16 protein-coding genes are annotated in these 20,541 nt (G+C 58.6%); 7 read left to right on the top strand and 9 right to left on the bottom strand.

Going from position 1 to position 20,541, the window contains the following annotated elements; all coding sequences use genetic code 11:
* The 5 genes from selA to fdnG are packed head-to-tail and all read right to left on the bottom strand — an operon-like array spanning position 1 to position 7,050.
* A complete protein-coding gene (gene selA / locus ABVN21_RS09825; RefSeq protein WP_339553764.1) occupies positions 1 to 1,416 on the bottom strand; it encodes an L-seryl-tRNA(Sec) selenium transferase in 1,416 nt (471 codons plus the stop codon).
* 45 nt (positions 1,417 to 1,461) lie between these two features.
* Positions 1,462 to 2,388, bottom strand: a complete 927-nt coding sequence (fdhE, locus tag ABVN21_RS09830) for a formate dehydrogenase accessory protein FdhE (RefSeq protein WP_339553765.1) — start codon at positions 2,386 to 2,388, stop codon at positions 1,462 to 1,464.
* Positions 2,389 to 2,392: 4 nt separating this feature from the next.
* Positions 2,393 to 3,052 carry a formate dehydrogenase subunit gamma gene (locus ABVN21_RS09835; protein ID WP_339553766.1) on the bottom strand — a complete coding sequence of 220 codons (660 nt, stop codon included), beginning with the start codon at positions 3,050 to 3,052 and terminating at the stop codon, positions 2,393 to 2,395.
* Positions 3,049 to 3,984 (bottom strand): formate dehydrogenase subunit beta, encoded by a 936-nt coding sequence (gene fdxH / locus ABVN21_RS09840; RefSeq protein WP_339553767.1) that lies wholly within the window; start codon positions 3,982 to 3,984, stop codon positions 3,049 to 3,051. Before fdxH ends, ABVN21_RS09835 begins: the two co-directional genes overlap by 4 nt.
* Positions 3,985 to 7,050 carry a formate dehydrogenase-N subunit alpha gene (gene fdnG, locus ABVN21_RS09845; RefSeq protein WP_339553768.1) on the bottom strand — a complete coding sequence of 1,022 codons (3,066 nt, stop codon included), beginning with the start codon at positions 7,048 to 7,050 and terminating at the stop codon, positions 3,985 to 3,987. It abuts the gene before it with no gap.
* 292 nt (positions 7,051 to 7,342) lie between these two features.
* Between fdnG and ABVN21_RS09850 the strand changes: the two genes are divergently transcribed.
* The 5 genes from ABVN21_RS09850 (at position 7,343) to ABVN21_RS09870 (ending at position 12,386) form a co-directional block, all read left to right on the top strand.
* On the top strand, positions 7,343 to 8,497 hold the full coding sequence (locus ABVN21_RS09850; protein WP_339553769.1) for a PatB family C-S lyase: 1,155 nt from the start codon (positions 7,343 to 7,345) through the stop codon (positions 8,495 to 8,497).
* 193 nt (positions 8,498 to 8,690) lie between these two features.
* Positions 8,691 to 9,548: an SDR family oxidoreductase gene (locus tag ABVN21_RS09855; RefSeq protein ID WP_339553770.1), complete on the top strand. Its 858-nt coding sequence runs from the start codon at positions 8,691 to 8,693 to the stop codon at positions 9,546 to 9,548.
* 187 nt (positions 9,549 to 9,735) lie between these two features.
* Positions 9,736 to 10,347, top strand: coding sequence for a Yip1 family protein (locus ABVN21_RS09860; RefSeq protein WP_339553771.1), 612 nt, complete (start codon positions 9,736 to 9,738; stop codon positions 10,345 to 10,347).
* Between the two features lie 11 nt (positions 10,348 to 10,358).
* Positions 10,359 to 11,723, top strand: a complete 1,365-nt coding sequence (locus ABVN21_RS09865; protein WP_339553772.1) for a sodium:proton antiporter — start codon at positions 10,359 to 10,361, stop codon at positions 11,721 to 11,723.
* Between the two features lie 186 nt (positions 11,724 to 11,909).
* Entirely contained in the window at positions 11,910 to 12,386 is a 477-nt protein-coding gene (locus tag ABVN21_RS09870) for a hemerythrin domain-containing protein (RefSeq protein WP_339553879.1), read from the top strand.
* A gap of 58 nt (positions 12,387 to 12,444) precedes the next feature.
* Here ABVN21_RS09870 and ABVN21_RS09875 read toward each other — a convergent pair whose 3' ends face one another.
* The 4 genes from ABVN21_RS09875 to ABVN21_RS09890 form a co-directional block, all read right to left on the bottom strand.
* A complete protein-coding gene (locus tag ABVN21_RS09875) occupies positions 12,445 to 14,367 on the bottom strand; it encodes a PAS domain S-box protein (protein ID WP_339553773.1) in 1,923 nt (640 codons plus the stop codon).
* Positions 14,368 to 14,467: 100 nt separating this feature from the next.
* Positions 14,468 to 15,370 (bottom strand): zeta toxin family protein, encoded by a 903-nt coding sequence (locus ABVN21_RS09880; RefSeq protein ID WP_339553774.1) that lies wholly within the window; start codon positions 15,368 to 15,370, stop codon positions 14,468 to 14,470.
* 128 nt (positions 15,371 to 15,498) lie between these two features.
* Positions 15,499 to 17,778: an ATP-dependent DNA helicase gene (locus ABVN21_RS09885; RefSeq protein WP_339553775.1), complete on the bottom strand. Its 2,280-nt coding sequence runs from the start codon at positions 17,776 to 17,778 to the stop codon at positions 15,499 to 15,501.
* Positions 17,775 to 19,427, bottom strand: coding sequence for a VRR-NUC domain-containing protein (locus ABVN21_RS09890; RefSeq protein ID WP_339553776.1), 1,653 nt, complete (start codon positions 19,425 to 19,427; stop codon positions 17,775 to 17,777). The genes ABVN21_RS09885 and ABVN21_RS09890 overlap by 4 nt, the downstream gene beginning before the upstream one ends.
* A 211-nt stretch (positions 19,428 to 19,638) precedes the next feature.
* On the opposite strand from ABVN21_RS09890, the gene ABVN21_RS09895 reads away from it, so the two are divergent.
* Together ABVN21_RS09895 and ABVN21_RS09900 are read left to right on the top strand one after the other, a co-directional pair.
* On the top strand, positions 19,639 to 19,863 hold the full coding sequence (locus ABVN21_RS09895) for a YgdI/YgdR family lipoprotein (protein ID WP_339553777.1): 225 nt from the start codon (positions 19,639 to 19,641) through the stop codon (positions 19,861 to 19,863).
* Between the two features lie 12 nt (positions 19,864 to 19,875).
* Positions 19,876 to 20,535, top strand: coding sequence for a hypothetical protein (locus tag ABVN21_RS09900; RefSeq protein WP_339553778.1), 660 nt, complete (start codon positions 19,876 to 19,878; stop codon positions 20,533 to 20,535).
* Positions 20,536 to 20,541: the final 6 nt, after the last annotated feature.

Consider the following 20,541-nt stretch of genomic DNA (forward strand, 5'->3'; position numbering starts at 1 on the left):
CTAAGACTCCAATTGTTCGAGTTGCGCCAGCCATGCCGGCTCGTCGTCCAGTTGCCGCAAGTCCAGCCACAAGGCGTCGTCATCGATGCGTCCGAGCACCGGGATCGGCAAGGCACGCAGCGCCTCTTCCAGCCCGTGCAGACATCTTCCACGGAGACGTTTCGACGTTTGCGGTCGCAGGCATAACGCGGCACTGGGCAAGCGCGCCACCGGTTGGCTACCGCTGCCGATCATGCCCAGCGCCGCTTCCGCGCTAACGTGCCAGGCGTCGCCCAGCACCCGCGCCAATGACGGTTGCAGGCGTTCAGCCTGAGCGAAGATATCCGCCTGCGGCCGGGTCAGCAGACGCAGACTCGGCAGGCGTTCGGCCAGTCGATCAGGATTTCGGTACAGACCAAGTACCGCTTCGAGGGCGGCCAGGGTCAGTTTGTCGACCCGCAGTGCGCGTTTCAGCGGGTTCTTCTTGATCCGTGTGATCAAGTCTTTACGACCGACAATCAACCCGGCCTGGGGGCCACCCAGCAGTTTGTCGCCACTGAAAGTGACGATGTCGGCGCCGTCGAGCAAGGCCTGGCGCACGGTCGGTTCGGCCGGCAATCCCCAGCGAGTGAGGTCCAGCAGACTGCCGCTGCCGAGATCTTCCAGCAGCGGCAAACCGTGCTGGTGCGCCAGTTGCGCCAGCTCGGCGGTCGGCACGCTGGTGGTGAAACCCTGAATGTTGTAGTTGCTCGCATGCACGCGCATGACCAGACCGCTACGTGGACCGATGGCGGCTTCGTAGTCGCGGGCGTGGGTGCGGTTGGTGGTACCGACTTCGTGCAGCTTCACCCCAGCGCGGGCCATGATGTCGGGAATGCGAAAGGCGCCACCAATTTCAATCAGCTCGCCCCGGGAAATGATGCCTTCCTTGCGCGCACCCAGGCTGTTGAGGGTCAGCAATACGGCGGCGGCATTGTTGTTGACCACGGTCACCGCTTCGGCGCCCGTCAGTTCGCGGATCAAGCCTTCGATCAGGTCGTCGCGGTCGCCACGCTTGCCGCTGTGCAGGTCGAATTCCAGGTTCAACGGATAGCGCGCGGCCATTTGCACCGCTTCAATGGCTTCCTCGGGCAACAGCGCCCGTCCAAGATTGGTATGCAGCACGGTGCCGGTGAGGTTGAACACTCGGCGAACATGGCTGCGATGTTGCGTCTGCAGCCGTTCGCCGACGCGGCCCGCCAGCACTTCGGGCACCAGTTCTACTTCGTTGAGCTGCCCTGCCAGCACCGGTTCGCGCAAGTCATCGAGCAACGTCCGCAGGCTGGCGAGCAACGCCTCGCGCCCATAACGTTCGGCCAACGGATGGCAGGCCGGGTGGCGCAGCAAGCTGTCGATAGAAGGAAGTCGCAAGGCTGGGCTGGTGGATCTGGCGGACATCAGGCGCTCCCGCAAAGGTTGACCGCCTGAGTGTAGACGTTCGCTTCAATCGCCCCCGGGCGCCAGCAACAGATTGGGTGCCGGGCGCTGAAAGCCTTCCTGCTCCAGTCGCATGTCGAGCATCAGGCTGCTCAGGTCGGCGGACAAGGCTTCGCCCTCGGCATCGCACTCCAGGTAAATCTGCTTCAGATAGCTTTTGCAGCCCGGACAGGTTTCCGCGCGCAATGGCGCCTTGTCGGCCGCATGACGGTCGCTGTCGAAGCTGACGTATTGCAGGCCTTTGCTTTGCTCGCAATACACGCACTTGACCCGCACCACATGCCATTCGCAGGCACACAAGGAACAAACCAGATAGCGCAAGCCGTTGTACTTGCCGCGATGGCGGATCACGCCTGCCATGGCGGGCGATCCGCAAGCCGGGCATTGATGGAGACTGTTGCCGGGTTTCAAGGCCAGGCCCGGGGTGCTCAGCAACCAGTGACTCCAGGCTGTCTGTAGTGCAGCGCCGAGAAACGGCACCACCGCCGGCGGTAGCAAGGCGTATTGACCGCTGACCAGCGCCAGTGCCCAGGCCTTGACCTGCCCGTCGCTGGCACTGCGCAACGACGCGACGGCCTTCTCCACTGCCGGTTGTGGAGGCAACCGAAAGTTCGGCAACAGTGCATGCAGAAACGCCAGCCAACCGTTTTCACGCACCAGACTGTCGGCGGCAAAGGGTGGCAAGCCGTGGTCGAGGCACAATTGGATGCGTTGCGGGTCCGGCGTCGCGGCGGGCGGCGGATCGTCGAGCAAACGCTGTTGCGCGTGGCACAATCCGGCGACCAGTTGCAGGTAATCGGCCAAGGGATGGCCTTCGGCCAAGCGTTCGAGGCGCAACGCACGCAGGGTAAACAGGTTGTGCGGTGGAAGGTGCAGAACCGGCGGTGAGGTGGCCGCCGCTTCGATCTGTCCTGGCTCCAGAATGGTGGCCAAATCGTTATCCTTTTTTGCTCAGCGGAGGATCGCGACGCGGACGCTCGTCACGCGTCACTTCGCGGTACCACAGTTCATGGTGTTTCTTCGCCCAGGCGCGGCTGACCCAGCCGTGCATCATTGCGCTGACCGAACCCTTGATCCAGATACCGGCATAGATGTGCACGATGATGCTCAGGATCAGCACGAAACCGGCCAGTGCATGCAGCAACATTGCCCAGCGGATCGTGGTGATACCGAAGTATTCGCTGAAGTACGCGCGCCAGATCACCAGACCGGTGAACAGCAGTCCCAACATGCAAAGCAGTAAAGTCCAGAACAGCAGCTTCTGCCCCGGGTTGTATTTGCCGACCGGTGGCACGCCCTCCTCCTGGTTTTTCATCACCCGGTCGATGCGCCGCAACCACAGGCGATCATTGGCGATAAAGTAATTGGCGCGCCAGAAACGCAACACCAGGCCGAGGAAAAACACAAACATCAGCACGCCCATAAATGGATGCAGGATGCGGGTCCACGGCCCGCCGCCGAACAGGTTGCTTAACCAGAACAGCGCCGGATGAAACAGCGCCAGCCCGGATAATCCGGCCATGAAAAACAGGATCGCCACCAGCCAATGATTGGTGCGCTGGTTGGCGGTGTAACGAAGGATCTGTTTGCGGATCATGGCCGGTCCTCCCGCTTCGGATCGTAGGTGTGCACTGACGGGTCGACTTCATGCACCGCAGGATCGTTGAGTGGCGGCAGTTCATCTTCTTCGACGATCTGCGGTCCGACGCGCACGTAGTGGAAGAATCCGGCCAACACCGCCAGGCCCATGGCCAACAAGCCCAAGGGTTTACTCACGCCTTTCCACAGATCAACCAGCGGGCTGATCGTCGGATCAATCGGCAACCCGGCATAAAGCCTCGGCGTGTCGGCATGGTGCAGCACGTACATCACATGGGTGCCACCGACACCCGCGGGGTCATACAAACCGGCATTGTCGAAACCACGGCTCTTGAGGTCGACGATGCGTTCGGCGGCGTGTTCCTTCATGTCTTCCTTGGAGCCGAACACGATGGCACCGGTCGGGCAGGTTTTCACGCAGGCTGGTTCCAGCCCCACCGCCACCCGGTCCGAACACAACGTACATTTGTAGGCCTTGTGGTCCTTCTGCGAGATGCGCGGGATGTTGAACGGGCAACCGGTGATGCAATAGCCGCAGCCGATGCAGTGGTCCTGATTGAAATCGACGATGCCGTTGGCGTGCTTGATGATCGCACCGGGGCTGGGGCACGCCGCCAGGCAACCGGGTTCGGCGCAGTGCATGCAGCCGTCCTTGCGGATCAGCCATTCGAGGTTGCCGGCATCGGTTTCGTGCTCGGTGAAGCGCATCAACGTCCAGGTTTCTGCGGTGAGGTCTTGCGGGTTGTCGTAAGTGCCGTGGTTGTGGCCGACCTCGTCGCGCAGCTCGTTCCATTCCGAACAGGCGACCTGGCAAGCCTTGCAACCGATGCACTTGGTGGTGTCGATGAGCTTGGCGACTTCCTCCTGATTGCGCACTGAGGACGGCACGGTGGTGGTGGCCGAGCGGGCAATAATGTCTTGGCTGGCCATTTATATTTTCTCCACGTTGACCAGGAATGACTTGGATTCCGGGGTCTGTGTGTTGCCATCGCCGAGGAACGGCACCAGTGTGTTGGTCAGGTAACCGTGGCGTGTGAGGCCGGTGAAACCCCAGTGCAACGGGATACCGATCTGGTGCACCACCTGATTGTTGACCTGCAACGGCCGAATCCGCTTGGTCACCACCGCCACCGCTTCGATGTGCCCGCGCTTGCAACTGACGCGCACCCGGTCGCCGGCGACAATGCCTTTTTCCTTGGCCAGCACTTCGCCAATTTCGACGAATTGCTCGGGCTGGGCGATCGCGTTGAGCTTGCAGTGCTTGCTCCAGAAGTGGAAATGCTCGGTCAGCCGGTAGCTGGTGGCGGCGTACGGGTAATCCTTGGCCACGCCGAGGGTGTCCCACACCGAATCGAAGATCCGCGCCGCCGGATTGCTGGTGGCTTTCTTGTTTTCCGGGTGCAGCGGGTTAATGCCGATGGGCGTCTCGAAGGGCTCGTAGTGCTCGGGGAACGGGCCTTCGTTCATCTTGTCGACGGCGAAGAACCGCGCCACGCCTTCGGGGTTCATGATGAACGGATTCATCCCGGCTTCCGGCGGCACGTCGGCCTTATAGTCGGGCACATCGGTGCCGGCCCAGGCTTTGCCGTTCCACCACACCAGGCGTTTTTTCTCGTCCCACGGCTTGCCTTGCGGGTCCGCCGAGGCGCGGTTGTAGAGAATCCGCCGGTTCGCCGGCCAGGCCCAGGCCCAGCCTTGATGTTGGTGCATGCCAAACGGGTCGTTGTTGTCGCGGCGGGCCATCTGATTGCCGACTTCAGTCCAGCTGCCGCAGAAAATCCAGCAACCGGAGGCGGTGCTGCCGTCATCCTTGAGTTGACCGAACCCGGCGAGTTGCGCATTGGCCTTGATCAGCGCGCCGGTGGCGTCGGTGAAATCGGCGGTGGCGCTGCCGTTGATTTCCTTGGCCAGCTCTTCCGGCGACGGTTCGTCGGCGATCTTGTACGGCCACGACAGTTTCAGGATTGGATCGGCATAAGCACCGCCGTTCGCCTGGTAGCGTTGGCGCAGACGCAGAAACAGCTCACTCATGATCCGCACGTCGGTGCGCGCTTCGCCAGGTCCATCGGCACCCTTCCAGTGCCATTGCAGCCAGCGACTGCTGTTGACCAGCGAGCCGTCCTCCTCGGCGAAGCAAGTAGTGGGCAGGCGAATCACTTCGGTCTGGATATCGGCGCTGTTGACGTCGTTATAGGGCCCGACCTTTTGCCAGAACTCCGAAGTCTCGGTGGCCAGCGGGTCCATCACCACCAGCCATTTGAGCTTGGCCAGCGCCGCCATCACCCGGTTTTTGTCAGGCAACGCGGCGATCGGGTTGAAGCCCTGGCACATGTAGCCGTTGACCTTGCCCTGGCCCATCAGGTCGAACACTTTGAGGATGTCGTAGTTGGGGATGTCGAGTTTCGGCAAATAGTCGTAGCACCAATTGTTCTCGACCGAGGCATTGGCGCCGTACCAGGCTTTCATCAGGCTGACGTGGAATTTGCTGTAGTTCTGCCAGTAGGACAGTTGCCCCGGACGCAGCGGTTTCTGAGTGCGCTTGACGATGTAGGCGTTGTAATCCTGCTCGGCATCGCCCGGTAACGTCAGGTATCCCGGCAGTGAGTTGGACAGCAGGCCCAGGTCGGTCAGCCCCTGGATATTGGAGTGCCCGCGCAAGGCGTTGACACCGCCACCCGGCATGCCGACATTGCCCAGCAACAGTTGCACCATCGCCGCGCTGCGGATGATTTGCGAACCGATCGAATGCTGGGTCCAACCGAGGGCGTAGAGAATCGTCATGGTTTTGCCCGGAACCGAGCAAGTAGCGATTTCGTCCCAGATTTTTTGCATGGCATCGACCGGCATGCCGCAAATCTGGCTCGCCAGTTCGATGTTGTAGCGGCTGTAGTGCTGCTTCATCAATTGATAGACGCAGTGCGGGTCTTGCAGGCTCGGGTCGGTCTTGACGAAGCCGTCCTCACCCATTTCATAGCCCCAGCCGGACTTGTCGGTGTACGCCCGCTTGGTCACGTCGTAGCCGCTGAAAATCCCGTCCTCGAAGCCATAGCCGGCTTTGACGATGAACGACACGTCGGTGTAGTTGCGCACGTATTCGTGCTGGATCTTGTCCTGGGTCAGCAGGTAATTGATCAGCCCGCCCATGAAAGCGATGTCGGTGCCGGTACGAATCGGCGCGTAGTAGTCGGCCACCGAAGCGGTCCGGGTAAAACGCGGGTCGACCACGATCAGCCGCGCCTTGTTATGCGCCTTGGCTTCGGTCACCCACTTGAAGCCGCACGGATGCGCTTCTGCTGCGTTGCCGCCCATCACCAGAACCAGATTCGCGTTGGCGATATCGGTCCAGTGGTTGGTCATGGCTCCACGGCCGTACGTCGGGGCAAGACTTGCCACCGTCGGGCCGTGTCAGACACGCGCCTGGTTATCAAACCCCAGCATGCCGAGACTGCGAATGACCTTGTGGGTGATGTAGCCCGCTTCGTTGGACGCCGCTGATGCCGCGAGGAAACCAGTGGTCAGCCAGCGATTTACCGTTTGGCCCTGAGCGTTTTTCTCGATGAAGTTGGCGTCGCGGTCGGCCTTCATCAGGTCGGCGATGCGATCCAGCGCTTCATCCCAGGAAATACGCGTCCACTCGGTGCTGCCGGGCTTGCGTACCTGTGGGTACTGCAGGCGGCCGGGGCTGTGAATGAAGTCCAGCAGGCCGGCGCCTTTGGGGCAAAGGGTGCCGCGGTTGACCGGGTGGTCGGCGTCACCTTCGATGTGGATGATGCTTTGCGCAACGTTCTTCGCGGTATCGCCCTGGCTGTACATGATCAACCCACAGCCGACCGAGCAGTACGGACAGGTGTTGCGGGTTTCATGGGTGTGGGCAAGCTTGAAGTGGCGCACCTGCTCTGCGAAGGCTGGCGTCGGGGCCATGCCCAACGCGCCCAGGCTAGAGCCTGCAAGGCCGATACCGGCGACCTTGAAGAACTGACGACGGTTGAGGTCCATCGTTCACTCCTGATCAGGTGGAAACCCGGTACTTTTGCCGGATTTTCTGGACAGTCACGGTGGCGGCAGACGGGCTGCCGACATCTGAATTCTAGACAAGGCTGTCGAAATCACCATGGCAACCGACCGTCGGCCCTGACCTGGCCCTTGTAGGAGCAAGCTTGCTCGCGATGGCGAAGGGTCAGCCATCCATTTATGTCACTGACTCACCGTTATCACGAGCAGGCTCGCTCCCACAGGGTCTGGGGATTATCATGGCCGGCATGATTAACCCGACTTCACGAGACCGCGCATGACTTTCGATTTTGATCAGGTGTTCGATCGCCACAACACCGGCAGCACCAAATGGAGCCGCTACCCGGCCGACGTGTTGCCGATGTGGGTTGCCGACATGGATTTCGCCGCGCCACCGATGATCATCCAGGCACTGCAAAAACGCCTGGAACACCCAATGGTCGGCTACAGCGTGGCCCCGGACGATCTGCGCGAGGCTATTGTTGCCGACTTGTGGAACAAGTACGCCTGGCGCGTCGAGCCGCAGGAGTTGATCTTCCTGCCGGGGGTCGAGTCGGGTTTCAACATGGCCCTCAAAGCGCTGGTGCAGCCGCAACAGAATGTCGTGGTCCAGGTGCCGAACTACCCGCCGCTGCGTCATGCGCCAGGTCATTGGGGATTGAACAAGGTCGAGTTGAACTTCGATGCTCAGCCTGACGGCACCTACGCCACGCCGCTGTCGACCTTGAGCCAGTCGTTGCAAGGTGGCGGCGCCCTGCTGTTGAGCAACCCGCACAACCCGCTGGGCAAAGCTTTCCCGCGCGAAGAGCTGCAAGCCATCGCCGACATCTGCGTGGAGCACGACGCCTGGATCATCGCCGACGAGATCCACGCCGAGCTGTGTTTTGACGGTCGTCAACACATTCCGATGGCCACCCTGAGCCCGCAAATCGCCCAACGCACCATTACGCTGATGTCGGCCAGCAAGGCCTATAACATCGCCGGGTTGAAGACCTCGTTCATGATCATTCAGGACCGCCACCTGCGCGAGCGCGTCAACCACGCCCGTTGCGGCATGGTCGACAGCGTCAACCCGCTGGGCCTGGAAGCCACCCGCGTTGCCTACAGCGAAGCGGCGCCGTGGCTGAACGAGCTCAAGGCCTACCTGCAAGCCAACCGCGATTACCTGGTCGATGCGGTCCGCACCCGTTTGCCGGGCGTCACCATGAACGTTCCGCAAAGCACCTATCTGGCGTGGCTCGACTGCACAGCGCTGGGGCTGGACAACCCGCAACAGTTCTTCCTGGAACAGGCCAAGGTCGGCTTGAGCCCGGGTCTGGATTTCGGCGATGACTGCCGACAATTCGTGCGCCTGAACTTCGGCTGCCCGCGTTCGTTGCTGGAAGAAGGCATTGCGCGGATGGAGCGCAGCTTGCGTCACCTCAAGGCCTGACACCGCTCCCGTGTAGGAGCTGGCTTGCCAGCGATGCGATCATCGGGTCGAAATTGATTTTGCCCGAGCGGGTGCCATCGCTGGCAAGCCAGCTCCTAAAATGGTTCGTGAGTTCTTAGGGAAGGTGAAATACAACCGAACTCAAGCCAAACCCCCACAGTCAACCCCGAACACGCCCCCTGTTCGGAGTCTGATGATGAACTACCCCAAACCACCCTTCCCCAAGCAACACCAACCTGTCCCCGGCTCCCAGCGAAAAATGGATCCCTACCCCGATTGTGGCGAGCAAAGCTATAAGGGCTCGGGGCGCCTGGAAGGCAAGATTGCCCTGATCACCGGTGGCGACAGTGGTATCGGTCGCGCCGTGGCGATTGCCTTTGCCCGTGAAGGCGCGGACGTGGCTATTGCCTACCTCGATGAACAGGAAGACGCGCAGGAAACCGCCCGTTGGGTGGAACAGGCCGGGCGCCAATGTCTGCTGCTGCCCGGAGACCTGGCGCACAAGGTGCATTGCCAGGCACTGGTGGAGAAAACCGTCGAACGCTTCGGTCGCATCGACGTGCTGGTCAATAACGCCGCGTTCCAGATGACCCACGAAACCCTGGAAGACATTCCCGATGAAGAATGGGTGATGACCTTCGACGTCAACATCACGGCCATCTTCAGGATTTGTCAGGCCGCGTTGAAACACATGAAGCCCGGCAGTTCGATCATCAATACCAGTTCGGTGAATTCCGACATGCCCAACCCCACCCTGCTCGCCTACGCCACGACCAAGGGTGCAATTGCCAACTTCACCGCTGGTCTGGCGCAAATGCTCGGGCCGAAAAATATCCGGGTCAACAGCGTGGCGCCCGGGCCGATCTGGACGCCGCTGATCGTTTCCACCATGCCGGAAGAAACCGTGCAGAACTTCGGCGCCAACACCCCCCTTGGGCGCCCGGGTCAACCAGTGGAAGTAGCGCCGATTTATGTGCTTTTGGCCTCGGACGAAGGCAGCTATATCACTGGCCAGCGCTTTGGCGTGACCGGTGGCAAGCCGATCCTTTGAGCAAGGCTGAAAAAATTGAACCCGCGGATATTGCCCGTGCTCAACACTTTATCGGGCCTCACGTCGTGTACTGCTGTTCACTCAAGAATTTGAAACAAACGAAAACCTGTGGCGAGGGGAGCTTGCTCCCTCGCCACAAGTGAATAGCATGCTTCCCCGGAGGGCCTTTCGATATCTGGAGGTCGCCATGTCCGCACCTATCGTCAAGCTGTTTACCCAACCTAACTTCGCGTGGACGGATATCCGCAAGGAAGAGGAAGCACATCCGCGCCACTATCTTGCACATTTGCTACTGCTCGCCTTGATCCCTCCGGTTTGCCTGTTTATCGGGACCACTTACGTTGGCTGGAGCCTGGCGGAAAATGAAACGGTGAAGCTTAGTTCCGCCAGTGCGCTGCAACTCTGCATATTGCTGTACGTCAGCATCCTGGTTGGCGTCGCCGTGATGGGGCTGTTCATTCGCTGGATGTCACGCACCTTCGACGCCCGGCCTACCGTCAATCAATGCATCGGTTTTGCGGCCTACACCGTCACGCCGTTTTTCCTCGCGGGCCTCGCTGGCCTGTACCCGAGTCGTTGGCTGGCCATTTTGGTGTTAGGCGCAGCATCGGCGTATTCGACGTTCCTGCTGTTTGTGGGATTGCCGACGTTTATGCATGAGCGCAAGGAACAAGGCCTGCTCAACTCCGCTTGTGTCTGGGGCGTCGGGCTGTTGGTGCTGGTGACGATTCTGGTGGAAATGATCCTGGTGTGGTTCAACGTGCTGACGCCCGAGTATTTGCGCGCGACTGTCGGTTGATGACAGAAGCCATGAGCTTCACCGCTTGGGTCGCCGTGCTGGGTGCCGTGCTGCTGGCGTTGGCACTCACCTCGTCGTACCTGCGCTGGATGCCTGTGACCACGTCCGCCGTGTGCCTGGCGCTGGGCGTGGCCATCGGGCCGTCGGGACTCGGCTGGCTCAGGCTGGATATAAAGGACGCGTCGTTCTGGATGGAGCACCTGACGGAAGTCGCGGTGCTCTTTTCTTTGTTCGTCTGCGGGTTGAAGCTGCGGCTGCCGCTCAAGGATCGCAAGTGGCGCGTGGCGTATGGGCTGGCCGGGCCGGTGATGCTCCTGAGCATCACCGGTGTCTGCCTGTTGCTGCATTTTGCCTTTGGACTTGCGTGGGGGCCGTCGCTGTTGATCGGCGCGATATTGGCGCCCACCGACCCGGTACTGGCCTCTCTGGTTCAGGTCAACGACTCCAAGGACGACGATCCGGTGCGTTTCGGACTTTCTGGTGAAGCCGGTCTTAACGACGGGATAGCCTTTCCATTTGTGATCCTCGGTTTGCTGTTCCTGCAACAGGGCGATTCCTCTTCAACCACCTGGCTCGATGACTGGGCGCTCAAACGTCTTTTGTGGGCCGTGCCTGCCGGTTTATTGATTGGCTACTCCATGGGCCGAGGTATCGGGCGTCTAACTTTATCTATGCGCATCAGAAACGCCGACAGCACCCTTTCACCCAATGACTATCTGACGTTCGCGCTGATTGCACTGGCTTACGTCGCCGCCGAATCGGTTCATGGTTATGGGTTTCTGTCGGTATTCGCCGCAGGCCTCGGCTTGCGTGGGGCCGAGGTCAAATCCACGGGCAATGCACAACCACCGGCCGAGCATCTGGTTCAGGCAGTGGTCGGCCACCAGAACGTCGAGCCCGATGCCGCCGTGCATGGTGATGTAGAGCATCTGGAGGACACACAAGTGGCGGCCGGGATCATGATCGGCGACATGCTGTCCTTTGGTAGCCTGGTGGAGCGGGCTATGGAAGTGTTTTTGGTAACGTTGCTCGGCGTCGTGCTGATGGCCCACTGGGACTGGCGCGCGTTGGCCATTGGTGGTGTGTTGTTCTGCCTGATTCGTCCCCTTAGCGTCATGCTCATACCGTGGGGTAACGTGCTCGACGGTCGGCAACGCTTATTGATCGGCTGGTTCGGCATTCGCGGGATTGGCAGCTTTTATTACCTGTTCTATGTCCTCAACCATGGGCTGAATCCGTCAGTTGCAACACTGTGTACTGACCTGACGCTGTCCGTGGTCGCGTTGAGCATCTTGATTCATGGCGTCAGTACGCAACCGGTCCTCGCCCGCTATGAGCAACGCAAGAAGCCAGCCGTTGAGCCGCGAACTGCATGAAGCAACGTCACTACTCATGCAGCCTGCATGACCTCTATTCGCCAGCACTCCATATATCTCATTGATTTTTTACGAATTTATCCGGCGGTCGAAAGCGGCACGACTCATGCTCTATTCCCAAGAGCGACTTTCGGCATCGAGACCGTTTGCGCTCTTCCATTCCGTGACGACTTGAGAGACCTCACCATGAACGCCATAGACCTGTTGAAAGCTGACCATGAACGCGTAAAAGGCATCTTGAGCCAATTGAGCGAGTCCACCGAGCGCGGCATTAAAAAACGCACTGAATTGCTGGCCAAGCTGGAAATGGAAATCTCCATCCACACGCGTCTGGAAGAAGAAGTCCTGTATCCGGCTTACAAAAAAGCCGGCGGCAAAGAGCAGGACGTCATGTACTACGAAGCCAAAGAAGAGCATCGCACCGTTGATTCGCTGGTTCTGCCGGACCTCAAAGTCACCGACCCGTCGACACCTGAATTTGCCGGTCGGGTCAAAGTGGTCAAGGAGTTGCTGGAGCACCACATTGAAGAGGAAGAAACAGAAATGTTTCCTCAAGCCAAGAAACTGCTTGGTAAAGCAGAGCTGGAAGAATTGGGGGCACAGATGGAAACACTGAAAGCTCAACTGAAGAAAGAGCTCGGTGCGCCCAACATGGCTGCCTGATTGCAAACATATGGCGAGGGAACTTGCTCCCTCGCCATATGTACAACCTAAATCGCTATCACTTCATCGCCGCAGCAATGATTTCCACCAGATTGTGCTGGGTAAAAGGTTTCGGCAATCTGGGAAGCCTGGCTGCATTACCTTCGAGACGTTCGGCATAACCTGTCGCCAGGATAATTGGCACGTCTGACTTCCGCGTGCGGATGGCATCTGCCAATTGAGCGCCACTCATCTGAGGCATTGCCATGTCGGTGATGACTAGGTCGATCGCTTTCTCAGCCTCGAACAACTCCAGCGCCTGGACGCCGGATGTCGCCGCGATCACCCGATGACCGAGGTCTTCGAGCAACAGACAAGTACTGGTCAGCACCAGGCTGTCGTCATCCACCACCAATACACACAGGCGAGAAACCTCCGGTGTGGCCAGTTCATCGATAACCGCTGCCTGTTGCGAACCGCTGGCAGCGACGGGCAACCATAGCTCTGCAGTCGTGCCGTGGTCTTTCTTGCTCTTGAGAACGAATCGTCCGCCCAGTTGTTCGATAAAGCCGTGCACCATCGATAGCCCGAGCCCCGTGCCTTTACCGAGCCCCTTCGTGGTGAAAAACGGGTCCATCGCCGAGGCCAGTGTCGCTTCGTCCATGCCCTCCCCGGTATCGGTGACACTCAGGCAGACATATCGCCCGGCCACCATATGCGGGCGAATTTCCTCACGAACTTCTTCGGCACGGGTGCTGATCACGATTTTCCCGCCGTGGGGCATGGCATCACGGGCATTGGTGGCCAGGTTCAACACGGCAAGTTCAAGTTGATTGACGTCAGCCATGACCGGTTCAAGTTGTGGAGGGAACCGGGTTTCAAGGACGACTGAAGGACCTAACGAACTGCGCAACAACCCGGAGATGCCCTGCACCAGTATCGGTAACTCAACAGGTTCGGACTTGAGCTCCTGGCGCCTGGCGAAAGCAAGCATGCGCTGGGTCAGGGACACCCCCCGCTGGGCGCCCTGAGTGGCATTGTCGATCAGTCGGGTAATTTTCGGGTCGTCCGCGATTCGTTTGCGGACGATTTCCAGATTGCCAAGGATGACTGTCAGCAGATTATTGAAATCATGGGCAATCCCCCCGCTCAGTTGACCGATAGCCTGCATTTTTTGCGCCTGGAACAGCGCTTCACGGGTTTTTTCCAGGGCTTGCTGCGCTTGGGTCACCTCGGTGATATCGCGGGTGATCTTGGCAAACCCGAGCAAGGTGCCGGTCTCGCCCCAGATCGGGTCCACGACCACATGGGCATAGAATCGAGTGCCGTCCTTGCGCACACGCCAGCCCTTGTTTTCAAAACGCCCCTCACGCACGGCGATATCCAATGTTCGTTGCGGTTCGCCAGCTGCACGGTCCTCAGGGGTGTAGAACAGTGAAAAGTGCTGGCCGATGATTTCTTCGGGCGCGTAGCCCTTGATGCGCTGAGCGCCCAGGTTCCAGTTGGTCAGGCGTCCATCCGGATCAAGCATGTAGATCGCGTAGTCGGTGACGCTTTGCACCAGCAGGCGGAATTGTTGCTCGCTTTGCTTGAGCACTTCCTCCGCCATTTTTCGGTCGGTCAGATCACGGGTAATCTTGGCAAACCCCAGTAGCTGGCCGGACGTGTCATAAATCGGATCAATCACCACGTGGGACCAAAAATGCGTGCCATCCTTGCGCACACGCCAGCCTTCACCTTCAAAACGCCCCTCGCGAATCGCCGTGTCCAACGCTAATTGAGGCTTGCCGATACGGCGGTCTTCCTCGGTGTAAAAACGCGAAAAGTGCTGACCGAGAATCTCGGCCTCTTCATAGCCTTTGAAACGTCGGGCGCCGGCGTTCCAACTGATGATGATGCCGTCGGGATCAATCATGTAGATCGCGTAGTCAATCACCGCATCGATCAACAAGCGAAAACGCTTGTCTTCGAAGGCATTGGCTTTGTTTCGATCTTCGCTCATTGAAATCTCGAGTCATATTGGATTTTCTGGAGTATGCGACAAACAGCCGATTTGAGAAGACTTTACCTCGGCAGTTTGCTTCTCAAGCGGTTATGCCCACTCAGCGATACACGTATTTGGTGATATAAGAATACAGGTCGTTATAGACAAAATCGGGCACCTGTTTGTCATATTCCTTGGTTTTCAGTAGTTGCAGATGACACTCCTTGACTGCCTCATCACGCTCCTCCATCGAATAAACAGATCTTCTGAGGATTTTGTCATAGGCGCTGTACGTATAAGGTTCCAATGTGGAAGTCTCAGTAAGTTCGCCCGCTGCGTCCAGGGTGTAGGTACTGTGCGCGCGCAGCACCCGGTCCTGCAGTGCGCCCAGCCCACGCTCGTACAAAAATATTTGAGAGCCACTCACTGTCTTTGCGAGGAACTCGAAGGCGACGAGGACCGCCGGGGCGTTACTGATGCTTGACTCCAGCCTCGAATAGCTGACGAATCGTTCCAGTTCTTGCTTAGCCAGGCTGGAGAATGCCCGCTTGATGCTGGACATATGGGCAAACGCGTGATTACAACCCACAACATGGATTTCCGGTTGATAACCTTCAGCAAATTTTGCCAACCCGGCAAAAGCGATGTCATCGAACGCGCACTCCATGATGATGTTGTACTGATGAGTGCGCGCAGAGGTGAAGATTTGTGCTCCGAGGTCCCTGGCAAACGCTTCTGTGTGTTCGTAGGCGTGCAGAACCCCGAGCTTGATCATGTCGGCGTATTGCGGGTGTTTTTTTCGGTACTCGGGCAGGTACAAACGAACGTAATTCCCGTAACGCCCGGATGGCAGCAAACTTTTTTCCAGCAAGTAAGTCTTTCCCGAGCCTTCCACTCCAGCGGTGATTAACAGCTTGCGCGGGGTTTCTACGGTTTTGCCGGCGAACAGCGTGGCAGTGATTTCAGTGAACGCCTTGGTTACGTCCTCGGGGGTGTAGGTGTACTTCGATGCATCTGACATACCTTGATTTCCTTATCAAAGAGTTGGGTAAAAGTGATGACCAGCCCTATGAATAAAGTTCGCTTTTGGGGATTGTTCAAATCGCCGTTTGCATCAAGGTATGTCTATGTTTTTAAAGGTAAAAAATCCTACCAATCAGAGTGAATTATCTTCGGTGCAATCGACCACCAGCGTGGGAGCAATTGCTTGACCTTGCTCTCGCCAAAGCGGTCATCGATCAACATCACCACCCCTTGGTCCTGTTGGGTGCGAATCACTCGCCCCGCTGCTTGCACGACTTTCTGTACACCGGGATACAGGTAGGTGTAGTCGTAGCCAGCACCGAAAATAGCCGCCATCCGCCGCTTCAGTTGCTCGTTGACCGGGTTGAGCTGCGCCAACCCCAAGGTGGCAATGAATGCGCCAATCAGCCGAGCGCCCGGCAAGTCGATGCCTTCGCCAAACGCCCCGCCCAGTACCGCAAAGCCGACGCCCTGGCTCTCGGCGGTGAATTGATCCAGAAACAGCTGACGTTGCTCCTCCGCCATTCCTCGGGATTGCGACCAGAGATTGATCTGCGGATACCGCTCGGCCAGCAACTGCGCGACTTGCTGCATGTAATCGAAACTGCTGAAGAACGCGAGGTAATTTCCGGGGCGCTGGGTGAACTGTTCGGCGATCAACTCGACAATCGGCTCCAGGGACGCTTGGCGATGCACGAAGCGGGTGGAGATCTGGTTGACGATGTGCACCTGCAACTGGTCGGCGTGAAACGGCGATTCAACGTCGATACACACCGTGTTGGCCGGCGTGCCGAGCAAATCGGCGTAATAGTGACGAGGGCTGAGGGTGGCGGAAAACAGCACGGTGCTGCGCGCAGCCGTGAGGCGTGGACCGATAAAACCGGCAGGCACCACGTTGCGCAGGCATAACTGCGAAAGGCTTTTCTTGCGGTCGAGGTCGCGTTTGCTGATATCGAACAGGAACTGCTCGTCGAAGAGTTCGGCAACCCGGCAAAATTGCAGCATGTCGAAGTAAAAACTCTGTAGCGCACTGTCCAGCCCCTGCGGGTGATCGTTCAGATAATCGCCGATGCTGGCGCTGCACGATGACAACGCCTGGAGCAGTTTTTCCGGAGGTTTGTCATAAGCCTGATAGGTGCCCTGTTGCTGATTGTGCAGGGCGTTCCATTCGCGATTGACCCGCTGCAAGGGCTTTTTCAACGCCTCGGGAGCGGTTTTTCGTACGCCGTTGAGGGACGATTGATCGAGGCTGGCGCTGTACATCTGACGACCGCGTTCCACCAGGTTGTGGGCTTCGTCGACCAGCGCCGCGACTTTCCAGTTGTTGAGCTGCGCCAGGCCGAACAACAGCGCACTGAAATCGAAGTAATAGTTGTAGTCGGCGACCACCACGTCGGCCCAGCGGGCCATTTCCTGGCTGAGGTAATACGGACAAACCTCGTGTTCCAGAGCGATTTGACGCAATGCACATTGATTCAACAATCTGACTTCGCTGGCAGCCTGACGCGCCGCCGGCAAGCGATCATAGAAACCCTGGGCCAGTGGGCAGGATTCGCCGTGGCACGCCTTGTCCGGGTGCTCGCAGGCTTTGTCCCGGGCGATCATCTCCAGAACCCGCAACGGCGGCGCATCGGCGCTGTCGAGAATCACCTGCGCAGCGTCCAGTGCCAGTTTGCGTCCCGGGGTTTTCGCAGTGAGGAAAAACACCTTGTCCAGTTGCTGTGGTGTCAACGCCTTGAGCATCGGAAATAACGTACCGACGGTCTTGCCGATACCCGTCGGCGCCTGGGCCATCAAACAGCGACCGGTACTGACGGCCTTGAACACCGACTCGGCCAGATGACGCTGCCCCGGTCGAAAACCGGCATGGGGAAACGCCAATTGCTCAGCGGCCCGATTGCGTCTCTCGCGGTGAACCATTTCCTGCTCGGCCCAGTGCAGGAACCGGGCGCAATGCTCCTCGAAGAACGATTTCAGTTCCGTTGCGCTGAAGCGCTCGACCAGACAAGTTTCCTTTTCACTGACGATGTCGAAGTACACCAGCGCCAGGCTGATCTGCTCAAGCTTGAGTTTCTGGCACATCAACCAACCGTAGACCTTCGCCTGCGCCCAGTGCAGATGGCGGTGATTGGCCGGTTGCTTACTCAAGTCGCCGCGGTAGGTTTTGACTTCTTCCAGGCAGTTTTGCCCGGGATCATAGCCATCCGCCCTGCCCTTTACTGCCAGGGTTCGATATTGGCCTTCAAGGGCGACTTCACTCTGATACCCGTCACTACGCCGTGAAGCTACCGTGCGATGGCCCAAAATTCCCTCCAGTGCGGTGGGGGACGGCGTAAAACGCAGGTCGAGGTCACCGACCTTGGCAGTGAATTCACACAACGCCCGTACGGCAATGCTGTAGCTCAAGCGCTCTGCTCCGCCCATTGCACGTAGCAAACGGCAATCGGCATGCGGTGCTCGTGGCAGAACTCCAGCCAGCGCAACTGGTTGTCCTGCAAGCGATCCCCCGGGCCCTTGACTTCGATCATGCGGTAGGTCTTTTGCTGCGGCCAGAACTGGATCAGGTCCGGCATACCGGCGCGATTGGCCTTGATGTCCAGCAGCAAGCGGTTGAACCAGTGGTTGAGGTGCGCGGCCGGCAAACAATCGAGGGCTTGTTCCAGCAGCTCTTCGCTGAGCATTCCCCAGAATACGAAGGGCGATTGAACACCCCACTTTTGTACATAACGCTCACGGATGGTCTGGCGGTAGCGTCCGTCGTCAAGTTCCGCGAGGCACGCCTGGAACAAATCGGCCCGGCGGCTATGGAAATCCTCATTCAGTAGATCCACCGGGCCGCGCTGGAACGGGTGAAAAAACGCCCCCGGCAGCGGCGCGAAAATCGCCGGCCAGCACAGCAGACCGAACAGCGAGTTGATCAGGCCGTTTTCGACGTAGTGCACCGGCGCCGATTCTTCCGACAAGTGCGACTGAACGTAATACTCCACCGACATCAGCGGGTCGGTCCTGGGCAGTTGCAGGTCCAGGCGCAGCATTGCTTGCGGGGAACGACGTTTCATCGGCGGCCCACCCAATTTACGGCGCAACCTCGGCAACATCCTGAGCAACAGCTGTTGCTCGGTGGCGCTTTCTGGGGCTTGCTCCGCTCGCGCCGCCAGCTCCAGCGCCAACTCATATTCGCCACAACGCTCCAGCACGCGGATCAGCCGCAAGCGGGCACCGGGATATGTGCATGTTCGGTACAGAGCCAACGCGGTGGAAAAATCCGCCATGCGTTCGCAATGCTGGGCCATCTGGAACAGCAGTTTGTCTCGACGCCGTTGTAGCCAGGGATTGCTCAATGTCAGCCCGTTGACCTGCTCAACAATGCCCGCCAGCGCCTCACCGGCTTCGAACTGTTGCTGGCACGCGTGGAGGAACATGCAGGCTTCGACGTCCTCGCGGCTGCGCAAGCCCCGGGAATCGGCGCAGAACTCGACCTTTTCGTAGGTAAAAATGCCCAGGTCAGCCAGCACGAACTCGGACCAGTCCTGGTAAAGATTGCCGAAAAACATCAAGCGCAGGCGATCGCACAGGCCCATGATGGTCAGGCTGAACAAACGGTCATCCAGCGCCGGGCACCAGTCTCTGAAGACTTTTGCTTCAGGGAATTGCTCGCTCAGTGCAGGCAGCCAATCTATTTTTTTTCCCTTGGGATGATCGATGGCACTGCCCAGACATTGAAGAATCTCAGCCTTGAGCAACACTTCGAACAGCGCCTCGATCGACAGTGGCAACTGCTCATCAATCCACCCCAACGTCAGCAATGGCTCGGCAGCACTGGCGATATCACCGATCTCGGCGTAGTGAAGTTTGCTGAGTCTGAAGTGAATTCCTTTGCGCATGACTATCCTGACCAATAGCGCCCGGGATTCACGCGACAACCGATTGCACTCAGCAATGAATTGTTGCTCCTCGACGCTCAACACATCGGCATAGCGATGCTCAAGCCAATCAAGCACTTGCATGAAGTTGTTGAGGTAATAGAACGGATCGTCGAGGGGATTTGCAGTCACAGGAAAAAGGGGCCATGGCGAAGGAGTACTGGTTATGCGTACAGATACCAGTATCGACCTGCCCGGTGCAAACGGAAAAAGATAAGCGGCGGCACTGTCGGGGAAATTTTCTGACGCGTCGAACTTTATGCCGATCCATTACACCAATCGCGATAGAGATGCGGGCGTTTAAAAAATTCGCACCATTTATTTACCAACAAGAGAGGTGGCTATGAACATCAAGACTCTGGGTCTGCCCCTGGCAGTAGCGGCGTTTCTGGCTCTGGCCGGTTGCGCGACGCCAACGGTCGTCACCCTGCAGAATGGCACCCAGTATCTGACCAAGGACATGCCGCAAACCAAGACCAAGGATGGCTTCTACGAATTCGAAGATATTTCCGGTGCGATGGTCAAGGTCAGGGCTGACGAAGTGGCCACGATTCGCCAGGAAGACTGAGGTCCGGGCCAAATGAAACTGGTCGCGCCCCTTCTGGCCTCCCTCCTCGCCGCCTTTGCGTGTGCGATTACGAGTACCTGTGCCAGCGCTGGAACATTCCCGACCATCCCCAATACCAGCTTCGACTGCGCTCGGGCTTCGGCATCCATCGAAAAACTCATCTGTCGCGATCCGCAACTCAAGCGAATGGAAATTGAGCTGACGCGTCTTTATCGCCTGGTGCTCACCGATGAGCGTTCGGTACCGCCACCGGATAAAGTCGAGGTTGAACAACGCTTCTGGGTTCTTGAACGTAACGCGTGTGCCGCCGAAGCGGAGCCCAAAGCGTGTACGGTCCGCAGCTATGCCGAGCGGGCGTTCCAGTTGCGCCAGGGTTCGGCCATTGCCCGGACAAAAGACCCCAGCCGACTCAGCGAAGGCCCCGTAGCCTTTCGCTGCGCGGGGTTGAACGCATTGGTGGCTGCCACTTACTTCACGGTTGAGCCCGGCGTCGTATACCTGAAATGGGCCAACGCCTCGGCGACCCTGAGTCAGGTGCCGAGTGAGTATGCGCCGCTCTACAAGGGCAAGGATTCCAAGGGCAGCTACAGCTTTTCGCAGAACGGCGACGAGGTGTTTTTGCAAATACCCGGGTCAGGGCAAATGCGCTGTACGGCCGAGCCGATCGGCTGAATCCCT

The sequence above is a fragment of the Pseudomonas sp. MYb327 genome, assembly GCF_040438925.1.
GTDB lineage: Bacteria > Pseudomonadota > Gammaproteobacteria > Pseudomonadales > Pseudomonadaceae > Aquipseudomonas.